The sequence below is a fragment of the Micromonospora sp. Utrum1 genome, from assembly GCF_057197805.1.
The window spans coordinates 5316041-5335918 of the sequence record NZ_CM170071.1; the positions used below are offsets into that span (position 1 = coordinate 5316041).

The following is a 19878-nucleotide window of genomic DNA, read 5'->3' on the forward strand; positions in this document are numbered from 1 at the left end:
ACGGCACAGGCTCAGCGCCGGCTCGGCGCCTGGACGAGGTCCGGGTCGACCACGGCCTCGCGCAGGAGATCGTGCAGGCGCTGGTGGAGCGGCGTTATTGTTCCTCGGCCGGATCATCGATACGCCGCGAGTAGACCATTTGCCGGTCGGTGACGTCCTCGGGGATCTCGCGCAGGAAGTCGAAATGAGCGACGTCGTTCTCGTCCGGCGTCAGCCGGGCGCTGCCGTCGGGGAGCTGTTCAATCCGTGCGGAGAGCGGCCGCGCCCTCTGCGCGCCGAGAACGTGCCGTGCGGACCCCAGCGACACGGTCAACGGCTCGATGACCATGAACTCATAATCCCCGGCCGGATCGAATTCGGCGGTACCGGTGTCGGCGACCTTGAACGGCCGCCAGTGGGCGACCAGCGTACGGCCGCTGATCAGCGACGCCGTCCGCATGATGGTGAGGCGTTCTTGGGTGCTCATGGCCGAGACGTCGGGGATCACCACCGGCATCGTGGTGACGGTTTGGATCGTGTCCAGGTTCTCGACGAAGCAGACGACCGCCTCGGGCAGGAGCGGCCCGGCCATCGTCAATTGCACCATGTCGCTGAAAGGGCCGTAGGCACCGGCGAACTGCAGCGTGTTCGGCGCGGTCAGAAAACCGGCGAACCGGACCGGGCTGAGCACTGCGTTGGCCTCGCGTCCCGCAAGCGCCTCAATCCGGAAGTCGGTGGTGGTGGCTCCGTCGGTCGCGATGAGCATCTCCAGGCCCAGGAGGGCGGCGTCGTCCGTCCCGCGTACCCACATTCCGTCGCTGCCGTTCGCCGACTCCGTGCGGAATGCGCACTCCGCCAACGGGGTCCCCGCAGGATTCACGATCCGCAACCGGACCCGGGCCTGCTTCAGCACGTCGGCCGCCGGCGAGAGACGCACCGTCCCGGCCCGACCTCCGCGGCTCAGTCCGCCCGGCATGTCGGCCTCGATCGTCCCGGCTACCTGCACCGGCTTTCCAAACTTCTGCCAGAGCTCGATGGCCCGCAGATCCTCGGCGGACTGCTCGAAGTCGAAGGTCATGGTCACCGGGATCGGCCGTTCGATCAGTGACTGCGCCGACCGTACGTAGACCTTGAACGTCAGCCACCGCCCGCCCGAGATCTGCTCCTGGGTGGCCGCGACCAGGCCCGGCTCCGGAAGCAGGTCGGGAGGGTTCACGTCCAGGCTGTGGCCGTACCGGAAATGGGGGTCGGTGTCGAGCACGCGGTCTAGCCGCAGCAGGTGCTCCCGGATCTCGCCCGGCGTGAGCAGCGCGGCCGTGGGTTGCGCGTCACCTGCGGCGGCGCCCTCGTTGGCCTGCAGTGGTAAATCCTGCTGCAGGAGCTTGGCCACCTCGGCCACCGCGTCGCGGATACGTTGCTGGCCGCCGTGCAGGTAGTAGTCGACGACGTACGGGTAGTCGGCGACGAGACTCTCGCAAGCATTGAGACCCAGCCAGGCAATGGTTCGTCCCGGGGCATCGAGCCATTCACGGATCCGCCCCAACTCGTCGGCCGTGAGCGCGAGGTCCGCGTCGGCTTCCAGCTCAGCGCACGCGGTCTCTGGCATTGCTTTGAACCACGTGACGTTGTCCGGGGTTGGGTCCAGCGGCATCACGACGTACCAGTCGTTGAGCGGCAGCCCATGACGCACGAGGGCGACGAGAACCCGCCTGAACGACGCCTCGATCTGGCCCTTCTGACCAGAAGTCAGATTCAGGGCGAACTTCTTGATCTGGTAGACGTCCCACAGCTGCGGCTTAGCAGCTACGGGCAGGATCAGGTCGACACCGAAGTCGCCTTGAGCAGGCCGGATTCGCAAGAACCGCCCGTCACGGTTGTAGTACAAGTTTGCCAGTAGCGTCTCGACCTCGTCGCCGCTAAGCGCCGACCACTCCACCCGAGCCATCGTGGCACCCTATCTGCCACACGGCACGGGGACCGGCTGCCTCCTGGACCCGGCAGCAGTCGGAACCGATCAGCGGCGGCGACGGGCTGAAAGGATCGCAGCCGTGACCCCTCTGCCCCAACCCGAAGACCTCACGTCGCTGGTCCTGCGTACCGACTTCACCGATAACGCGGCCTGGGACGCACTGAAAGCCGCCCTCATCGCCGGAGACCCTTACCCCAACGCGACCTTCGTCAGCGACCCTCAGTACGCCCGGGTAGGCATCCATGCCCTGATCCAAGCCGATGCCGACGCGGACGACGACGACAAGCTGACCTACCTGTTCCTCGCCGACTCGACCACCATGGCCGACGACGAACACCCGCTGCTCGCCGTCGGCCTCTACGACCAACCCGGCCGCACCTTCCGGGTGCCGCCCCGCTGGTATGCCGAAGTCTCCGCCAACATGTCCATCGCGAACATGGACTTCGCCGACTTCGCCGACGCCGCCGACGAGTCCGGCACGTTCCGCGGCTTCGAGGGTGACTGACCAAGCCCGTGAAGGAGAAGCCAATGGCCCGCCGAATCGGGCACGCCGCGGACTGGAGAGCGAGGCACAAGGTCTACCAGTACCGGCCGCCCGCGACGGAGACGACAGACTGACAGCTTGTCGCAGCACGTCGATAGCCCTCGCCGTCAGGACTTATCCCGCGCCTTGAAGCGACACCCCTGTTGGCCCGTTCCGACCCGGTACCCGTTTCCCTACTCAGAAATTGGCCCGGCCTGCCGGCGGCGCAGCGTGCGGATCCACCCCTGGGCGGTGTGCCGAGGCACGTCATAATGGTCGGCAACAGCCGTCACACTGCCGGCCTGCTGGTAGACCGCTTCGAGATCGGCCGGTGAGCGCCGGTACACCCGTCCCTCGCCTCCAGAGGATCCGCCTTTGGCGGTCCGCTTCCTGGCCTTCGCCGCCGTAGTCGTGGCCTTGGCCCCCGTTGCGGTCGGCTTGCCCGCTCGGCTGCGGGCCGCGCCGGCGCCTGACGCCCGGGTGGCCTTCTTCGCTTTGCTTGCTTTGGTCGCCGGTGACGCCTGCTTGGGCACCACGACGTCAACCGCACCAGCTTCCACAGGGCTACTCGTAGCCGGCTCATCCGCACCCGTGGTAGGGGCGGTGGGCTGGACCGCCGTCGGCTCGGCGGCGGGCTCACCGTCGTCAACGGGCACGGCATCGGCTGCGGGCGCCTCGTCGGATACGGCAATGGGCGGCGTGGCTATCGCCTGCCGCCCACCGGCGGCGGGCGCGATCGCCCTCAGCAGCAGGTCCAGGTCGACCGCGGGGATCTGGCCCGCGGTCAGCCCGTCCCCTTGCCCGGCGCGTACCACCAGTTCGGTGATGCGCGGGATGGTGTCGTTCACCTCGACCTTCAGGGTTGTGGTCGCTCGACTGGGATCGTCAGCAGCGATGGTGATGGTGTAGGAACTCATCAAATCATTGCCTCCAATGTGGATATCGGTTGGCGCCTCATGTAAGACGTCCGGCATCGCGGCAGGAACTTCACCTGTTAACCGATTGGTGTTGGTGAAGAAAGTACCGCAGGCCCTAATTTGCTATTTCAACCCATCACCTAAGGGACGTCTCGTAACTGGGTGAAGGCGTTGTCCGGCATCAGGCCGGTGGTCAGCCGGCGAGGATGATGTTGTGGAGGTTGGCGATGCCGGAAGCGGCGTCGGCCAATGTGTGGGCGGCCCGGCGGTAGTCGCGCAGGATTTTGAAGCACTTCATCCTGGCCAGGGCGTGTTCTACCCCTGCTCGGACGGTGCGGTGTTCGATGTTGAGGGCTTCTTTCCAGTCAGGCAGGACGGTGCCGTCGGAGGGCTTGCGGTACGGCATGATCACCTCGGGGTTGCCGCGGTAGCCGCCGTCGGCCATCACCGGCCGCCCGTCCAGCTTCTCCTGGATGCCCGAGGTGCGGTAGACGATCGTGTCGTTGCGGTTGCCCGGCTGTGGGTCGCCGACGGCGATGACCAGGCGGGTGCTGGCGTCGATGGCGACCTGCAGGTTCGTCGAGTAGCGGTAGTTCTTGCTCCGGGCGGCCAGGCGGTGATCGCGGGTGGGGACCAGGGTGCCATCGACGATCGCGATCTGCTCGACCGGCCGTTTACGTACCGGCGCCAGGGCCAGCAGCGGCGCGAGGGTGTCGATGACGCGGTGCGCAGCGGAGTGCGACACCCCGAACAGCGGGCCGATCTGGCGCATCGTCAGGTTCGTGCGCCAGTACGCCGCGACCAGCAGCACCCGGTCGGCGAGGTCGAGGGCCCACTGCCGGCCTGGCCGGCCGTCGGCGATGCCGTCACCGCCACGCTCGGCGACCAGCCGGACCAGCTTGCGGAACTGAACGGGCTGCAACCCGGTGAACGGGAAGATCCACTCCGGGCGGGCCGCGGTGATCACCTGCATCCAGGCATCCTGCCCGACCATCCTCAAGAGACAGACGCCAGGGTTACGAGACATCCCTTAGGGCGCGTTTCGTAAGTGGGCGTGGGCTGGGTGAGGTCACGGCGTGGCGGTGATCGATAACTGAAGAGGTCTCCGGTAAGTGGGTTAGCGACCAAGCAAACCTGAATACCGGAGACCTCGTGGCCAGCCTAGCGGCGGCGGCGCGGCATGACCTGAGCGACATCCAGTGGCAGCACCTGCACCCGTTGCTGCCTGCGGAATCGTCGCGGGGAAGACCGTGCAAGTGGACCAGACGACAGATCATCGACGGCATACGGTGGCGGGTCCGCACCGGTGCACCCTGGCGTGACGTGCCCGCGAACTACGCTCCATGGCAAACGCTGTATCGATGGTTCCGCCGCTGGCAGCGTGATGGCACCTGGGCCCGCGTCCTGGCCGGGCTGCAAGCCGCCTCCGATACGGCCGGGCGGATCGACTGGACCGTCAGCGTCGACTCCACGATCAGCCGCGCCCATCAACACGCGGCCGGTGCCCGTCGCGACGGCGACCGGCAGAAAGAACCACCCGGCGGGATCCATGCCGAGCCTGCCGATCACGCGCTGGGCCGTTCGCGAGGCGGATGGACCACCAAGACTCACCTTGCCTGCGAACAGGGCCGCAAGGTCCTGGCCACCGTCGTCACGGCCGGGCACCGCGGTGACAGCCCGCAATTCACCACGGTCCTCGACCGCATCCGAGTCACCCGCTCCGGGCCCGGCCGGCCCCGAACCCGCCCACAGCAGGTCCTGGCCGACCGGGCCTACACCTCCAAAGCCAACCGCGCCTACCTACGCCGACGGGGAATCAAGGCCTGCATCCCGAGCAAGAGCGACCAAGACGCCCACCGCCGCGCGAAAGGCTCCCGCGGCGGCAGGCCACCCGCCTTCAGTCCTGAGACCTACCGCCGGCGCCACGCCGTGGAATGCGGCATCAACCAGCTCAAGCAACACCGCGCCATGGCCACCCGCTACGACAAACTGGCCGTGCGCTACGAAGCCACCCTGACCATCGCCGCAATCAACCAGTACCTCCGGGCCTTATGAAACACGGGCTAGCAGCTCCGCAGCCTCATCTAGCCGAGGACACCCCACGGCCGTGCAGCGGTCACAGGTGTTCTTCTCGTGGTAGCTGACGCAGTAGGAGGCCTGCTCGACGTAGAACGGGACCTTGCTGAGGATCTCGACGCTCACCGCTCCCGCCCCTCGGGCTCAGGGTAGCGGCGGGAAGCGGGGACGCGAGTTCAGCCAGGTACCGGGTGGGCCAGTTCGCCCACGTCCGATCACCATACGAGCACCGAACGACTCTGGCTCCACCTACGTCGGCCGGGGTGACGTCGTTGAGGCTCGCCAATGAGCCTCTTCTAACCTGATCTTGCAGGTCACGGTGGGTGTGGCAGACCTGAATATCGATGAGGGCGAGGGTCCACGACAAGCAACGGGCGGCCCGGCCGCAGACGCCGGGCCGCCCGGGTGTCGCCGGAACGGCGTCGAGAAATGTCAGCAGGACTCGATCCAGCGTGACCGCACGCCCGCGTCCAGCGTCACCTCGTCACCCGTAGCCACGGTGACCCAGTCGGTGTAGCCGTAGTTGGCGCCGCCGGTCTCGTTCCAGTAGTAGATCAGGTCCGAGTCGACGGAGTCGATGAAGTCGTGCGGGTGATACACGTGGAACTGCACCCGATAGGTGCCCGAGCGGACGTACGCGATGAACGTGCCGTCGGGGTTGATGGTGGTCAGCCCACCGGAGCCGGGCTGCCCCGGGGCCGTCACCACGTCGATGCGGGAGATGCCCTCGGAGCCGACCGGGGCGCCCACCTCGCACGAGTCCCATACGCGGTTGTTGTTGCCGTCCACCCAGACGGTGCCGCGAATGATGGCCCCCTGTTCGACGGTGATGGTGTGCCGCGCAGTGTTGTTGTCCAGGGTGGTCTCCAGCGCGGTCGTCGCGGCGGTCGCCTCCACCGTCACGACCTCGCCGACCGTGGTGGCGGTGAGCATCCCGCCGTAGTACAGCTGCTCGCTCGTCTGACCCGGCTGCAGCGGGCCGTGCATGCAGCGCCAGCCGGTCCGGCCGTCGGCCACGCCGTCGCCGAACGCGCAGTCCCACCCCTCGCTCGACGTCTCCGAGCCCTGCACCCCGGCCGGCACCGGGATGGTGACGGTCACCTCACCCGAGGGCGAGTTCCCGGTGTTCCGGACCGACGCGGAAAGGTTCACATACTCGTTCGGGAGCAGCTGCTGGCTGTTTGCGGCGGGCACGAACTCGAGGTCCACGGTGCTGGGCACGTAACGCACGCTCGCCCGGCCGGTGTTGTTGGTGGTCGTCGAGTCCGTACGGGTCGACGCCGTGACGGTGACGGTGAGCGTGTCGCCGGCGGTAGCGGCCGGGACACCGAACGGGATGTTCAGCGCGTCGGCGACCTCCCCGGCGGCCAGGGGGGCGTGGGTGCAGGTCGCGGCGCCTGCCAGGTCGCAGTGCCAGCTTGGCGGAATCACCAATCCGTCGGTGGAGAACCAGGCTCCCGGCGGCAGCGTGAACGCCACGGTCACATCCTGGCTGGCCCTGGTGCCGGCATTGCGCACGTCGAGCGTCAGGGTCGACCAGCCACCGCTGGCCGGCACCTCGACCGGGCTGACGGACGCGGCGACCACCAGGTCCGCCCGGGAGGCGGCGGCGCCGGCCGGGGCGGCGGGCAGCAGACCGGCACCGAGACCGGCCAGCGCGCCGACCAGGAGACTGCTACGGAGCAGGTGATGGCGGGTGGAACGGAGACGAACGGACATCAGGTCCTAACGTCGGAGGGATCGACCGGGCCAGCCGGCCCGAGTCGTCGGGATCGTCGGCGTCCCTCGGGTTGAGCGCGAAGACCGTAGTCACTGTTACGTCCGCGCCGTCGTCCGTTCCGGCTCTCGTCCGACAGTGGCACGCGCCTGGCTTCCGGTCCCCGGTCGGCGGGCCTCACGCTGAGACTGGCCCACTCCTCCGCCTCATCTGGCCGCCTCGGTGCCGGGGCGTTTCCCGTATTTTCCACTTCGGAGGCTCGGCCAACTGGTCAGTGACCGCGTAGATCTTGTTGCCGGACACGGCCAACCCCAGCCGCCCTGGGTGCGGCGCTGGGTGATGTCGGTAACCCACAGCGCGTCCTTACGCAGCGTCGCGAGCTCTCCGCGTTCGTCGCTGGTCAGGCCCTCGCGCTTACCGTCGTCGGTGTCGGCCTGGCCCAGCCAGTTCCGCAGACACGGCTCGGAGATCCCCAGATCGTTGGCGATCTCCTGGATCGGCTTGTCCCGCAGCCGAGCCAACTCGACCGCGCGCTGACGAAACTCCGGCGGGTGTGGTGCGGGCATCCGAACTCCTCCCTCGGCGACCAGTGTCGCCTCAGCTCAGGTGTCCGGGAAACCGGGGGAAGCTCAGTCTGCTCCGGAATCTCCACCCGCGACCGCGGCTGCATCGACACCCACACACCCCCATCCCGCGGCCACCAACGACGAGAACACGACCGCGAACAGGGATCATCAACCCAGAACCAGCCAGCCAGAACGATCCCGCCGGCGTGTCACAAACTCGGCAGCAGAGTCGGGATGTTCCACAAACCCGCCAGCCCACACACCGCGGGCCACCGCCGGATGGGCGGTAACGAGCCGGACGCCCCGGATCTGTTCTCACTGGTGTCTCTGGTACATCGACGCCTCGACGGGCGCCCACGTCATGCACCCGACCGTGATGAATTTCGGCTCGGGCCGAGGTGAGGCACGCCCGGGGTGATCACGATGGGTTGGCGGGGGTCGGCACGCCAGCGAGCACATGTAGGAAGGGCGGCAGAATCTGGGGCAACAGCTCGAACTGTCCGTCGGGCACCAACTCGCGTAGCCGGTGCAAACCGTCGCTGATGAGCAGCAGCATGATCGCGGTGTTGACCCGGGTGCCGATGGATGGGCGGCGATCGCGCAGCACGTCGCGGACGAGCAGTCGCGGCAAGCCGAGAACGGCGCCCAACATCCAGGTCAGCGTCGCGTCGCCAAGGTCGCCGCTGTTCAGTTCCGCTTCGACGGCGGTGCACTGGGCCAGCGCCCAGTCGCGCATGTCAGCCGCAGCGCGCCAAGCGGCGCCCATTTGCTCCGTCGTCGCTCCGTCGATGACGCTCAGCAGGTAGCCCCGCTGGCGGGTGAGCACTCCCCGTTGCAGGACGTGCTTGCAGTCCTATTGACAGATCGTGCCCCTGCCGGTGGTCGGGAGACGTAACCGCTGATGGGATGTCGTGCCCGCCGCACCGGCGTGAGCACTTGATCATTAGCTTGCGGAAGGTCTCCCGGAGGCTGCCAGACAGCTCGCTCGACCTTGGACCAGCGGGAGGAGGACATGCTGTTCGTGGGAGACGACTGGGCCGAGGACCACCACGATGTCGAGATACAGGACGAGGCGGGCCGGCGGCTGGGCAAGGCGAAACTCGAGGAGGGGATCGACGGGATCGCCCGCCTGCACGCGCCGGCCATCTGGAGTCCGAAGGGCTCATCATGCTGAAGACCGTGGTCCGAGGTGGCAAGTTAAATTCGCCTCAGCCGCCGGGACGATACCGACGGCTGGTGCCGCAGAAGCCAGAGTCATGGCTTGATGCGGCGCCGTGCTGCTGGGCCGGTGCCAGCATCTAGGGGAACGGCCCGCACCGGCGAGACGCGGTGCAGCCCGGGCTGACCACTTCGTCTTCCCCGCCGAACGCTGCAGCGCATCGACCTGCGGAGACGAGAGTGGACATGCCCGGGCAACTGCTGTTGAACTCGTTCAAGGTGCCGCTGAGCGCTGTTCAGCGCCGTTCATTGCACCCAGACTACTCGCAAGACGAGGGTGATAAGCGAATTTCCGCTCTTGCCCACAGGGCCTCCACTCCAGGCTATTCCCCGAAGTCGAATACACGAGGCCGATACTCCGGACGGCCACACGAAAGTACGCGTTCAAGTTGCCGCCGAAGTTCGTCTACGTTAGCCAGAGCATCACTGATTACGAATTCCCAACTAGGTTCTTCCAATCCCAGCACTCGCGTTGTCTTTTCATTGAAAACCATCCGCAATACCCTGCCGCGAAACGAGGCTTCCGTTACGCCGCCATAGCTTGTGCGGCCCCAGGTATCCGTCACGCAGTAAGTCTCGCCCTCGGGCCAGTTACTTTCAGCTGGGTAGCTGTTGTGCCTGAGGTCGCATTGAAAAATCAAGTCGCGGCCGCTCTCGTCTGCTGACTCGGCCAACCCGACCGAAAGCACCGGACCATGCTCCTCGAAACTGAAGTCATTAATAATCAGCGTGCCCACATCATCTCCCACTTGGTCCGCGCCACCAGAATTGCTCAACCCCACCTTCGACCCAGCGATATACGAAGTTCGCGCCAGTGTTTTCGGCAGCTTCCTCCATCGCGATTTGACACCATTGGCATGGCGGCAAGTCACCTTCAAAGAATACCGTGTCACCTGCTGCAGGGCGCTGCCGCCCCAAGATCGGATCGTCGCCGCCCTTCCAGTACGGATGAGGAGAGCCAGCTTCCCGAGTCGCCCTAGATTCCGTGTGAGAAATCAGTCCGCCCTTGTATCTACCTTGGGCCCGCTCCTCCGGCGTCTGACGCCCTGCGTAGTAGGTCTGCTCAGACCCCACCCGCTTATTGCCACGGGAATCGAAATCAGTTCGCTTCATAATATGATTCGGAACCGGGCAGGCCGCGTTGTTATTGTGGACGAGGACTGAGGTCCCGCCGACCATCACGTAGTAGGTGTGGATGTCGGCGATGGTGAGGTCGTTCATGCCGACCGCGCCGGTGTAGTTCCGAACTCCGGTTACGGTGACGGTCTTGCCGTCACTGGTCTGGAGTCGGTGGCCGGTGACAAGGTTGGCCGCGTCGACCCAGTCTTCGAGGGTCTCATCCCAGAATGGATGGGTCTGGGTGGTGTGCAGAACATTGTTGACGTTGGGGCTATCCCCATCGCTGGGTGCACTGCCCTCGACTCGGACAGTGAGTTCGGTCAGTTCGGTGTCATGGTTGAGGTGAAGCTGTTCGACCTGCTTCGACTCGGTGTCGCCTGTCTCCGGATCGGTAGCAACGACTTCGTCACCGAGCTCTACTTCCTCGATGGGTTTGGTGGTGCCGTCGGCCATCAGGACAGGTGTGTTAGGCGCGAAGCTGTGCTTGCTCACGCCGCACCCGCCGCGAATCTTTCTGGCGGCCTTTCCTGCTATTGCCCCTGCGAAGAAGAAGGTGGCGGCCGCCGCTGCGGCTTCTGCTGTTTGCCGCCAGTCGACCGTGCCGGTGGTGAGAAGTTGGCTAGCGACGTTTTCGGAGGCTCCGGCGGCGACGGTGGCGGCGAATAGCCGCGCTCCGGAGATCGCTGTAATACCGGGGGTTACGCCTAGGAGCCCTCCGACGCCGCCACCGACGCCTCCGGCGATGGCCCCGATTACTCCGCCTTCGGTCCGGTGCCCCTCCTCGGCAAATGTTGCGCCTAGCCCGAAGCCAACGGAGACGCCGATCATGATTGCGCAGCCGACTCCCGCGGTGGCTGCGCAGACCGCGAACGCCGCTACGACGGTCGCGCCGTATACCAGCACCGCTCTTTGGTTGTCGGACAGCTTGCTTCCGCCGATGCCATACAGCTCTTGCGGCAAGAGGCCGCTGGGGTCGCTGAGGGTGATGGGGTTGTGGTGTGCGTAGGCGTAGGGGTTGAGGCTGTTCGGGTTGCCTGGGTTGATGAGGGGGTCTGGGGAGGTGAAGGTGCCGGTGTCGGGGTCGTATTCGCGGGCGCCGACGTCGAGGAGTTTGGTGGAGCCGTTAGCGGGTGCGTTGAGGAAGCCGCGGTCGGTGGGCCAGTCGGTGGCGCCGGTTCGGTCGCCGCCGTAGGGGGTGTACCAGCGTCGTTGGGCGGTGCCGGTGGTGGGGTCGACGGTGAGGTTGGCGCTGGTCTGGTGGTCGGTGGCAAGCCAGTCGAGGCCGTCTTTGGCGCGGACGGCGACGGTGGCACCGTTGTGGCTGTAGTAGCGGGTGCCGGTGACGGTCTTGCCTTCGAGGCGGAGTTCCTCGCTGCCGAGGTAGAGGCTCGTGCCTGTCGGATCGCGGCGCACCAGGAGGGCACCGTCGGCGTCGTAAAGGTGTTTGGTCTGTTCGGTGCCCGTGCCGACGGTGACGGTGGCGGTGTCGAACCGGCCTTCAGCGTTGAAGGTGTAGTCGGTCTTGACTCCGTTGACGGTGCGGGTGCGCATGTTGCCGGCGAGGTCGTAGCCGAAGGTGTCGGTGCGGGTGGTGCTGCCGGTCACGGCGATCGAGCTCATGCCGTGGACCTGAGGTTGCCCCTTGGCGGGGTAGGTGTAGGTGCGGTTGGTGGCAGTGCCGGTGCGGTGGATGTCGGTCTTCCGGCGGCCGCTGGTGTCGAAGGTGTAGCTGTCCCAGTAGGGCTGTTTGCCGGTGGCGGCGACGTCGGTCGGGGTCGCGGCGCAGTCGTCGATGGCGGTGGTGAACGCTTCGGTGAGGCGGTGGAGGCCGTCGTAGCGGTAGCACTGTGACTGGCCGTCGGTGCGGTCCTTGACCGAGGCGATGTCGCCGGCGGGTAGGTAGGTGTAGAGGTCGTCCTGGATGGTCTTGCGGGTTCCGGGCAGTGTCGGGTCGGGCAGGGTGGCGGAGATTGTGGAGAGTCGGCCGGTGGCGGCTTCCCAGCTGTAGTTGCGGATGAGTTCGCCGGCGCCGGGGTCGCCGTAGGTGCGGGAGGCCAGCTGTCCGGTGTTGGTGTAGCCGGTGGTGGTGACGTAGTTGTTGACGCCGGCGAGGGTGGTGGCGTAGCCGAGGGTGTCGTAGCCGGTGGTGACCGTTTCTGCTGGCAGGCCTGCCCCTCCCGCATAGGACAGAGTCGTCAGGTGGTCGGCGGAGTCGTATCCGTAGTCGACCCTGTAGGTGCCGGCGAGGTCGCCTTCCGCTTGGGGGATGATCCAGCGGGTGCCGGTCGGCCGGTACCGGTCGTCGTAGCCGATGGGTTGGACGACGTAGTCGGCGTTGCCGACGTGACGGATGGTCGAGGACAGCATCCCCGTGGCCTTGGTGAGGCCGTCATACACGTAGGTCGTGAGTTTCGTACCGGTGCCGGGGTCGCCCGCCCACTTCACGGTGGGTCGTCCGTGGGTGTCGTACTGGTAGGAGATTTTTTGGCTGCGGGCGTCTGTGGTCGATAGCAGGTCGCCCATTTCGTTGTAGGTGGAGGTGCTGGTGCCGGCGTCGGGGTCTTCGACGCTGGTGCGGTTGCCGGCCAGGTCGTAGCCGTAGCGGGTGATGTTGCCGGCGGCGTCGGTGATTGTGGTGAGTTCGCCGGCGGGGTTGTAGTCGTAGGTGGTGGTTTCGGAGGTGCCAGTGGTGGGGTTGACCGTGGTGCGGGTGGCGCGGCCGGCGGCGTCGTAGTAGGTCGTGCTGTTGCCCCCCGAGGCGGGGATGAGGGTGTGGCGGTCCCCGTCATAGCTGTGGCGGGTGCGCCACTTCTCGCTGCCGCTGGCCTCCAGCGCCTCAGCGGTGGTCTGGTCGAGGTTGTTGTAGCTGTAGACCGTGCGGGAGGGCAGGTTCGCCGCGGCTGCGGTTGCCATGGACGAGCCAGCGGTGTTGGTGTCGTAGTAGGGGGCGGTTTCGGCGGCGACGTGGCCACGGGCGTCGTAGGTGGTTTCGGTGATGATCCGGCCGACGCCGCCTGGAGCGGTGGTTTGCGCGTTTCGCGGGCGCATGCGGCCGTCGAGGAACTGGTACGAGGTGAGGTAAACCGCGCCGCTGGTTGCGGTCGGCCGGTTCTGGAGGGTTTCGGTGGTGAGCTTGCTCGGCGCGTCCGCTCTGATGTCGTAGCTGAACGTCATCGACGGCGGGTCGCTGATTTCCTTCTTTTCGGTAGGAAGCCAGACCTTGGTGCGGCGGCCCAGCGGGTCGTACTCGGTCAGCGTGGTCCTGCCGTTGGGGTCCAGAGTTTGCGTGGGCAGCGCCCGGCCGGGGTCGAAGGTCGTCTTCGTGACGTAGTCGAGGTCCTGGCGTATGGGCTTGTTGACCGTGATGTCCTTGAGCGGCAGGTTCCCGGGCGGGTTGTAGGTCGTGAAGGTGAACTGGCCGCGGGCGTCGATGTTGGTGTCGGGACGGCCGAGCAGGTCGTAGGTGGCCTGGGTGGTTGCCCAGGTATCAGGGGATTTGACGAGGGACTCGTTCTTGGTTTTGTCCCCCCTGGTGGGCGCTGTGCCGAGGATTAGGCTGCCGTCGTAATAGGTGCGGCTTTGGGCCAGAATCGTCGCGCTGCCGCAGGCCCCCGCGTACTCGGTGGTCTGGTAAGGGAAGGCGATGAGGTAGGCGGTCGTGTTGGGCTTGTATTCGGCGCGCAGGCAGGTGTCGTCGCTGGGGGTGGAGATGTCGCCGAGGTCTCGTGTTTCGGTCGGGAGGCCGTAGGTGTCGTAGCTGGCTTGGGCTTCGGTCCACCGCCACTTGGCGTCCGCGGCGATCCGGGTGCGCGTTCTGGTGCTGCTCTCGGTCACCCGCTGCGCGTAGAGATCTTGCCCGCCGGTCACCGGTTTCGTCCGCACAGCCGTCTGGGTGGTGCTGGGGACGTGGATGGTGGAGGCGGCGATGTCCGTGCCGTCGAGGTCGATGCTTTCGCGGAGGAAGCCGGCGAGCCCGTCGGCGTCGTTGAACCGGTTGGTCCACTTCTGGCTGAGGCGGGTGGGGTCGCAGTCGTTCAGCACGAGCTGGCCGTTGGCGCCGCCGGTCACGTCGGGGCTGGCGTCGAGGCACTTGTTGGACTGCGGATTTCTGAGGCTGCCGTCAGGCTGCTGCTCCCAGATCTGACTCCAGGTGGCGTAGCAGTCCCATAGGTGGATCACGGTGCCGCTGACGCTGTAGGGCCCCTTGATGTCTAGACAGCGGGTGGAGTTCGGGTTCTTCAGTTTGCCGTCTGTCTGCGCCTGCCAGACCTGGTTGGCGGCGCCGTTGCACCGGCGGGACTGGATGACGGTCCCGTTGATCGTCGCGGAGCCCGCGACGTCGATGCAACGCTCTGCCTGCGGGTTCAGCAGACTTTGATTGGCCTGCGGCTGGAAGACCTGGTTCCAGTTGCCGCCACAGCCCCACGTTTGGACCTTCGTGCCGTCGGCGGTGCCGAAGTTGTAGATGTCTACGCACTTCGCCGCGTCGGGATTTTTGAGGGCTCCGTTGGGCTGGGGCTGCCATATCTGGTTCCAGCCGCCGGCGATGCAGTCCCAGATTTGCAGGGTGCCGCCGTTGGCCTTGTTGTACTCAGAGATGTCGAGGCATTTGCCCGACCACGGGTTCCTGAGGTGGCCGTCAAGTTGCAACTGCCACACCTGGCTCGGCGTGTCGTAGCACTTCCACATATGCACGAGCGTGCCCCTGACGGTACTGGGGCCCTTGATGTCGAGGCACTTGCCGTCTCGGCCGGAGATCGCACCGTCCAGGCCGGGGGTACCGATGGGGGTCAGCAGTCCGGCATTGCGCTCGTACCAGGCCACCCCTGTGCCGTCGCCGGTAGTCTTGCCGTCACCGTCCATGCCGCGGTGGTAGATGTTGCGGTTGATGGTCTGCGCGGCGGCGGTCGCCTTGGTGGCGGTGACGCTGCTGTAGCCGCGCCACACCGACCACGTACGGTACAGCAGCTCCACGTTCTCGTTCACGTCGTGCGCCCACAGCGCACTGTCGGATGAGGCGTTGTTGACGTACCGGTAGGTGGTGGTTTCGTCAGGTGAGCCGCCGACCAGATCCCGTTGGGTCACCTTGTTGACGAGGTACTTGAAGAACCATCCGTAGCCGCTGGCGTTGCTCGGGTCGCTGCTCTGCTGGTAGTGGCGTTGCGGGAAGCACAGGTACGGGTTGTTGTCCGGAATGGGCTCCCATGTCGAGTCGCAGACCACGCCACCGTCGGGGATGGTGGTGTACTCAACGAGGGTGTCACCGCCGGTGCCGTTGGTCGCCGAGGTGAGCCGGTAGTGCATGTACTGGGGGCCGCCGGTGGAGTCGACCCGGTTAGCTTTCCTGGTGCCGCCGAACTGGATCTTCGGCTCGGTCTTGGTGGTGCCGTCGACACCCCGGCCGGTGTGCTCGATCGACTGCAACCACAGATGTGGCGAGGTGTTGGACTCGCCGGTGTCCGGGTAGTTCTGCGTCAGCTTCCACTCATCGACGGTGCGCCACTGCGGCGGGTTACCGTCATCCATCACCATCGTCCGAACTCCGGCCAACCGCTTGGTGGTCAGAAAGTTCGGGCTGTGGTTTCCACAGGGCAGGCCTATCTCGCAGTAGAGGTCCCACGGGGTGTCGGGGTACTTGTCGCGAATCGGGGTGCCGTCGGCGTTGAGGCAAGGCTCGCCGGTGCAGCGCTCGGCGGTGTCGAACTCGACGCGCATCGGCGCCCGCTGTCCGTGCTCGGTGCCGGCTCGGTCGCCGTAGTCGATGTAGTCCAGCTGGGCCGCGATGTCATAAGTGGTTGAGGTGGCGGTGCCGGCATAGGCGCCCTGCTGCTTGGTGTAGCCGTAGGTCATCGACGTGCCGTGGGTGTCGACGACGTAGTCGAGGTTCCATCGGTAGGCCTGGTTGCAGCCGCTGGGGCATGGTTCACCGGGGTTGTTGCCGATAACCGGCACCGTCTGCACCGAGTTCGTGTCTTCGTTGTCGTTGCTGTAGCGCTTGTTGATGCCGAAGTAGTACTGGATGCCGTCTTGGGTCGTGACGCGCCAGAACTCGTTGTCGTTGTCGCCGTTGTTGACGGGGTAATCAGGCCAGGCCGTGCTGTCGTCGAACTTTTCGATGCGCAGTCCGTCATCGTTGGCTGCCCGCCACACACCCGATGCGGTGTCGCGGACTAGGGGTGACGCTTTCCCCGCGAACACCAGCGTCGCGTTGTGCGGAGAGAACCCGCAGAGGTCACCGACGTTGGGCAGACCATCCTGTGCGCACGGCCGGTAGGAGCGTTCGACGTAACCGGCCTGCAGGTCCCAGCCCTCACCGACCCAGGACGTCTGCCCGTTCTGCGTCGAGGTTTGCCCGTCCACCCGCCCGCTGTCATAGGTCAGCGCAAGGTTGGGCTGCGGGCCGGCACCGGCCGGCGGAACCGGCAGCGGATAGCTGTAGGTGAAGCTACCGCTCTGATTGCCGGCCGCCCAGGAATACGCCTGCGACATGTTCGTCGAGGCGAACGTCCCACCACCGGACGACGAACCAGCCGTCAACGCCAGCACCGAAGCGCCCTCAGTATCGGTCAACATCACGTCCGCGGTCAGCGTGGTTTGCGCCCGCACCGCCGCCAGGTCCCGTGGAACACGACAGCTCGCAACGGCAGGGGTGGTGAGCACACAGGCGGGAAGAGCCACCAGCCGCAGCCGGCCGGCGTAGTCCCCGCCGTAGGCTTTGGCGAACTTGGCGAAGTCGACTCCGAGCCGGACCTTCCCGGCCCCGCGAGCACCGTCGGCCCGGGAAACGGCCAGCACCGCACCGGACACTCCCGCCGCCTTCGCCACCTTGCGGTCGAGCACCCGCACCGTCACCGACGTCGGCATCAGCTCCGGCCGCTTGATAGCCCGCTGCTCATCCTCCGCCGACACAGGGACCAGAGGACTGACCACAACCGGCAAATCACCGACCTTGGTCCTGCGCCCGGACACCGCCACCCTCGCCGATCCTGCCTTCGGCAGCACGCTGCTACCCAATCGGGTGACTCCACGCCCATCGGTCTGGGCCTTGACCGTCGCCCGAGGCTTCACCTTGCGAGTCGGCACCGGCTTCTGCGACTGCACTGCCGGTTTCGGTTTAGGCGCGGCGGATGCTGGCACCTGCGTCAGCAAACTCGCCGTCAGCGCCACCACCAACCCGACCGCCAGCACCGGCCAAGACCGGCTCCTCGCCAGACTCATCAACCAGCCGGATCCCCAACCCACCCGCAACCGCCGTCGAACCCCTGCGCGCCCCACCACGAGCCCTCCCAGATCGACACACCAAGTTCCGAGGACGCTACGTGCAGTAATTCACGTGTGGCAATACCTAACATCATCGATTACCGAGAGGAACGAACGCCTGGTAGACAGCATGATCACGCCGACCTGCGGAAAGCGTCTTGACCACGCCCTGGAAGATGTCTTCGTCGATCACCTGGGGTGACGGAAGAAATCTACAGACACATCGGCACCATTCAGACACTTTGCACCTCATGACCTGTTGCCTTGGAAGCCCTCACAAGGCCGCACAGGCGAGCGGCATCAACTGGCCCCGTCGAAGGGCGGAGAGCGGAGGGACAGCGCAGCACCCCACGGCCATCTAGCATGTCCCGCCATGCGCACCGAACCCATACAAATCGATGGCCTCGCCGGCCCGGTCGTCGTCACCGCACCCACCTTCGGCGTCGCATCGATCACCGTCGGAGAGCAGCGCGCCACCCGCACCCGCGGAAACAGGTACGTCCTACCGGCGGCCGACGGAACGCTGGTCGACGCCAAGCTGACCAGCGGCCTGTTAGACCCCTACCCGAGCCTCGAGATCGCGGGCGTCAAACACCGCACGGGGCCACCTGTACCGGCCCTGCTACAAGTCATGACCGCCCTGCCATTTGTCGTGTTCATTTTCGCACTCCACGGCGGATTGATCGGCGGGATCGTCGCTGGCGCTGCCATGGTCACAAACGTCAAGATCGCACGCGGGAGCCAGCCCACCGCGCTTCAAGCACCGCTCATGCTCTGCGTCCTCGGCGCCAGCACCATGGCCTGGCTTGCCATCGCCGCACTCCTCCGGCAAGCCGTCGATCCGACCTGAGTCTGCAGAAGCTGGGCGCAGGTTTCGCGGGCGAGTGGTTCGCGTATCGATGGCTGGAGCGGCATTACAGGGTCGAATTCACCCCAGAGTGCTGGGTCCCGCGGTACCGGAAGCAGGTCTTCCCCGGCGCTGGTGACGACAACTTGGCTGGGACTGCGAAATCCCCGGCCGACGCGGCAGCCAGCACTACGGGGTCAAGACCACGCTCAGCGAGGGCGGCCGAACCAAACCCGGTGAGACCCAGGTGACCGCGGCGCAGGAGAACGCCCGCGACCAGCGATGGCGGTTCCTCGTGATCACCAACGTCATTAACGAGAACCGCTGCATCCACATGCTGCCGAACGCATTCGACCTCGCAAGCCGCGACCGTTACCACTTCGCTGGCCACGGCCTACGCCTGGAGTGCCGCTGGTCGTGATCGTCGGTATCTACACGGGTGTGCCTAAATTTCGTTGTCGCGTAGGGCTGCTGAAGAGCTTCGGATCGTGTGATCGAACGCTTCTCAGCCACGCTCGGCGGCGAGGACCGCCTTTCCGTCGACGACGCGCACGGTCCCGCTGATGTCAATGCTGGCGGTCTCCTGCCAGGAGGCGCCGACGCCCGAGGCACGGACAACGGTCGCAGCGGCGACGCCGTGTGCGGGACTCGTCACCGACACCCCGCCGTCCGCGGCGACCGTGAAGCTCAACTCCGAGTACCGGACGATGGTCCAGGACAGGACCTTCACCGGCACGCTGCTGCTCGCGACGAAGGGACAGCCAGAGGGGGCCCGCTCGATAGGGCGCACGCAGGAGTCCAACTGGGCTCTAACCTGCTGCCCGACGTCCTGGCGCACGTTCTCGTGAACCTGGACCGGCGAAGGCAGGGTCAGCGCACCGCCAGCGAATGCGATCGCCGGCTCCGCCCGCTAGAGCGAATGATCCGGGAGCGCGACCCGGTAGGCGCCCGGGGAGGCGCGCTGGCCGCCGATTCGCGAGTGCATCGCGTCCTCTAGGTGGGCCGGTTGGCCGACCGGGAGGCCAGCCGGCGGATAGTGACCCGGCTCGCCGGCACCGCGGTTGCCCTGGCACCCCGTGACATTCCGAACTTCCGCGACGAGGTGCTGCCGGTCCTGCTGGACGAGTTTTGTTCAGCCCGGTATTCGACATCCGCCTCCAGGCAGCCATCGTGCTGAGCCGGACGCCCTACCGCGGCCCGCTCGCCGCTGCCTTGGCTGCGAGACTGACCAGGCCAGCGGGCCGCAGATCTCACGCGAGCGAGCACAGCAAACCCGTATGCGACCGGCGCAAAGGCGGCGACAACCAGGAGAGCCGCAGGTAATCAGCCATGCGGGCGCAGATTGAGCATCGTCTTAGGAAACCGATACTCTATCCCCTGAGCTACGGGGGCGCGAGGGCCCAGTCTAGCGACATGGGGGTTCACCTGGGGTGGCAGGGAGTGACCCATGTTCACCCACGTCACCCGGACCCCCGTTCTCCCAGCCCAGGACCACACCCGGAGCACACGAACCCCGGTTTGCGACCGGCGTCGGCCGCAGTGACCCGCGTTGGCACCGGTTGACCCGGGTTGGCATCCGCTGGAGAGCACACACCGCGCACACCATCGGAGATCAACAACGTTCCGTCCATGTACCCACCTTCGGCGTCGCCACCGGAGGACCACGGAGCGCTCACGCCGGGGGCGC

13 protein-coding genes and 1 pseudogene are annotated in these 19878 nt (G+C 66.3%); 5 read left to right on the plus strand and 9 right to left on the minus strand.

The genetic code is table 11. The annotated features are described in order from the left end of the window. Window positions 1-94: 94 nt before the first annotated feature. Complete coding sequence (locus AC0OLQ_RS25035) at window positions 95-1924, minus strand: hypothetical protein (RefSeq protein ID WP_484528311.1); 1830 nt, start codon at window positions 1922-1924, stop codon at window positions 95-97. Window positions 1925-2027: 103 nt separating this feature from the next. Here AC0OLQ_RS25035 and AC0OLQ_RS25040 point away from each other — a divergent pair, with 103 nt between their 5' ends. After that, window positions 2028-2453, plus strand: a complete 426-nt coding sequence (locus AC0OLQ_RS25040; RefSeq protein WP_484528312.1) for a DUF6924 domain-containing protein — start codon at window positions 2028-2030, stop codon at window positions 2451-2453. 212 nt (window positions 2454-2665) lie between these two features. On the opposite strand, the gene AC0OLQ_RS25045 is transcribed toward AC0OLQ_RS25040, so the two are convergent. Together AC0OLQ_RS25045 and AC0OLQ_RS25050 are read right to left on the minus strand one after the other, a co-directional pair. Then, a complete protein-coding gene (locus AC0OLQ_RS25045) occupies window positions 2666-3388 on the minus strand; it encodes a hypothetical protein (protein WP_484528313.1) in 723 nt (240 codons plus the stop codon). Between the two features lie 193 nt (window positions 3389-3581). After that, on the minus strand, window positions 3582-4361 hold the full coding sequence (locus AC0OLQ_RS25050; protein WP_484528314.1) for a transposase family protein: 780 nt from the start codon (window positions 4359-4361) through the stop codon (window positions 3582-3584). 179 nt (window positions 4362-4540) lie between these two features. On the opposite strand from AC0OLQ_RS25050, the gene AC0OLQ_RS25055 reads away from it, so the two are divergent. Continuing rightward, a complete protein-coding gene (locus tag AC0OLQ_RS25055; RefSeq protein WP_484528315.1) occupies window positions 4541-5443 on the plus strand; it encodes an IS5 family transposase in 903 nt (300 codons plus the stop codon). 453 nt (window positions 5444-5896) lie between these two features. Here the strand turns inward: AC0OLQ_RS25055 and AC0OLQ_RS25060 are convergent, their stop codons facing one another. The 3 genes from AC0OLQ_RS25060 to AC0OLQ_RS25070 form a co-directional block, all read right to left on the minus strand. Beyond that, entirely contained in the window at window positions 5897-7183 is a 1287-nt protein-coding gene (locus tag AC0OLQ_RS25060) for a hypothetical protein (protein WP_484528316.1), read from the minus strand. A 204-nt stretch (window positions 7184-7387) separates the two neighbouring features. Next, complete coding sequence (locus AC0OLQ_RS25065; protein WP_484528317.1) at window positions 7388-7747, minus strand: transposase; 360 nt, start codon at window positions 7745-7747, stop codon at window positions 7388-7390. A 418-nt stretch (window positions 7748-8165) separates the two neighbouring features. Further along, a complete protein-coding gene (locus tag AC0OLQ_RS25070) occupies window positions 8166-8573 on the minus strand; it encodes a hypothetical protein (RefSeq protein ID WP_484528318.1) in 408 nt (135 codons plus the stop codon). A 186-nt stretch (window positions 8574-8759) separates the two neighbouring features. On the opposite strand from AC0OLQ_RS25070, the pseudogene AC0OLQ_RS25075 reads away from it, so the two are divergent. Beyond that, window positions 8760-8882, plus strand: a pseudogene (locus tag AC0OLQ_RS25075) (IS110 family transposase); the annotation flags it as partial. 406 nt (window positions 8883-9288) lie between these two features. Here the strand turns inward: AC0OLQ_RS25075 and AC0OLQ_RS25080 are convergent. Together AC0OLQ_RS25080 and AC0OLQ_RS25085 are read right to left on the minus strand one after the other, a co-directional pair. Beyond that, window positions 9289-9702 carry a hypothetical protein gene (locus tag AC0OLQ_RS25080; RefSeq protein ID WP_484528319.1) on the minus strand — a complete coding sequence of 138 codons (414 nt, stop codon included), beginning with the start codon at window positions 9700-9702 and terminating at the stop codon, window positions 9289-9291. Between the two features lies 1 nt (window position 9703). Beyond that, complete coding sequence (locus tag AC0OLQ_RS25085) at window positions 9704-17272, minus strand: ricin-type beta-trefoil lectin domain protein (RefSeq protein WP_484528320.1); 7569 nt, start codon at window positions 17270-17272, stop codon at window positions 9704-9706. A gap of 445 nt (window positions 17273-17717) precedes the next feature. On the opposite strand from AC0OLQ_RS25085, the gene AC0OLQ_RS25090 reads away from it, so the two are divergent. Continuing rightward, on the plus strand, window positions 17718-18194 hold the full coding sequence (locus AC0OLQ_RS25090; RefSeq protein ID WP_484528321.1) for a hypothetical protein: 477 nt from the start codon (window positions 17718-17720) through the stop codon (window positions 18192-18194). A 244-nt stretch (window positions 18195-18438) separates the two neighbouring features. Then, window positions 18439-18612, plus strand: a complete 174-nt coding sequence (locus AC0OLQ_RS25095; RefSeq protein WP_484528322.1) for a hypothetical protein — start codon at window positions 18439-18441, stop codon at window positions 18610-18612. A gap of 84 nt (window positions 18613-18696) precedes the next feature. On the opposite strand, the gene AC0OLQ_RS25100 is transcribed toward AC0OLQ_RS25095, so the two are convergent. Further along, a complete protein-coding gene (locus tag AC0OLQ_RS25100; protein ID WP_484528323.1) occupies window positions 18697-18927 on the minus strand; it encodes a hypothetical protein in 231 nt (76 codons plus the stop codon). Window positions 18928-19878: the final 951 nt, after the last annotated feature.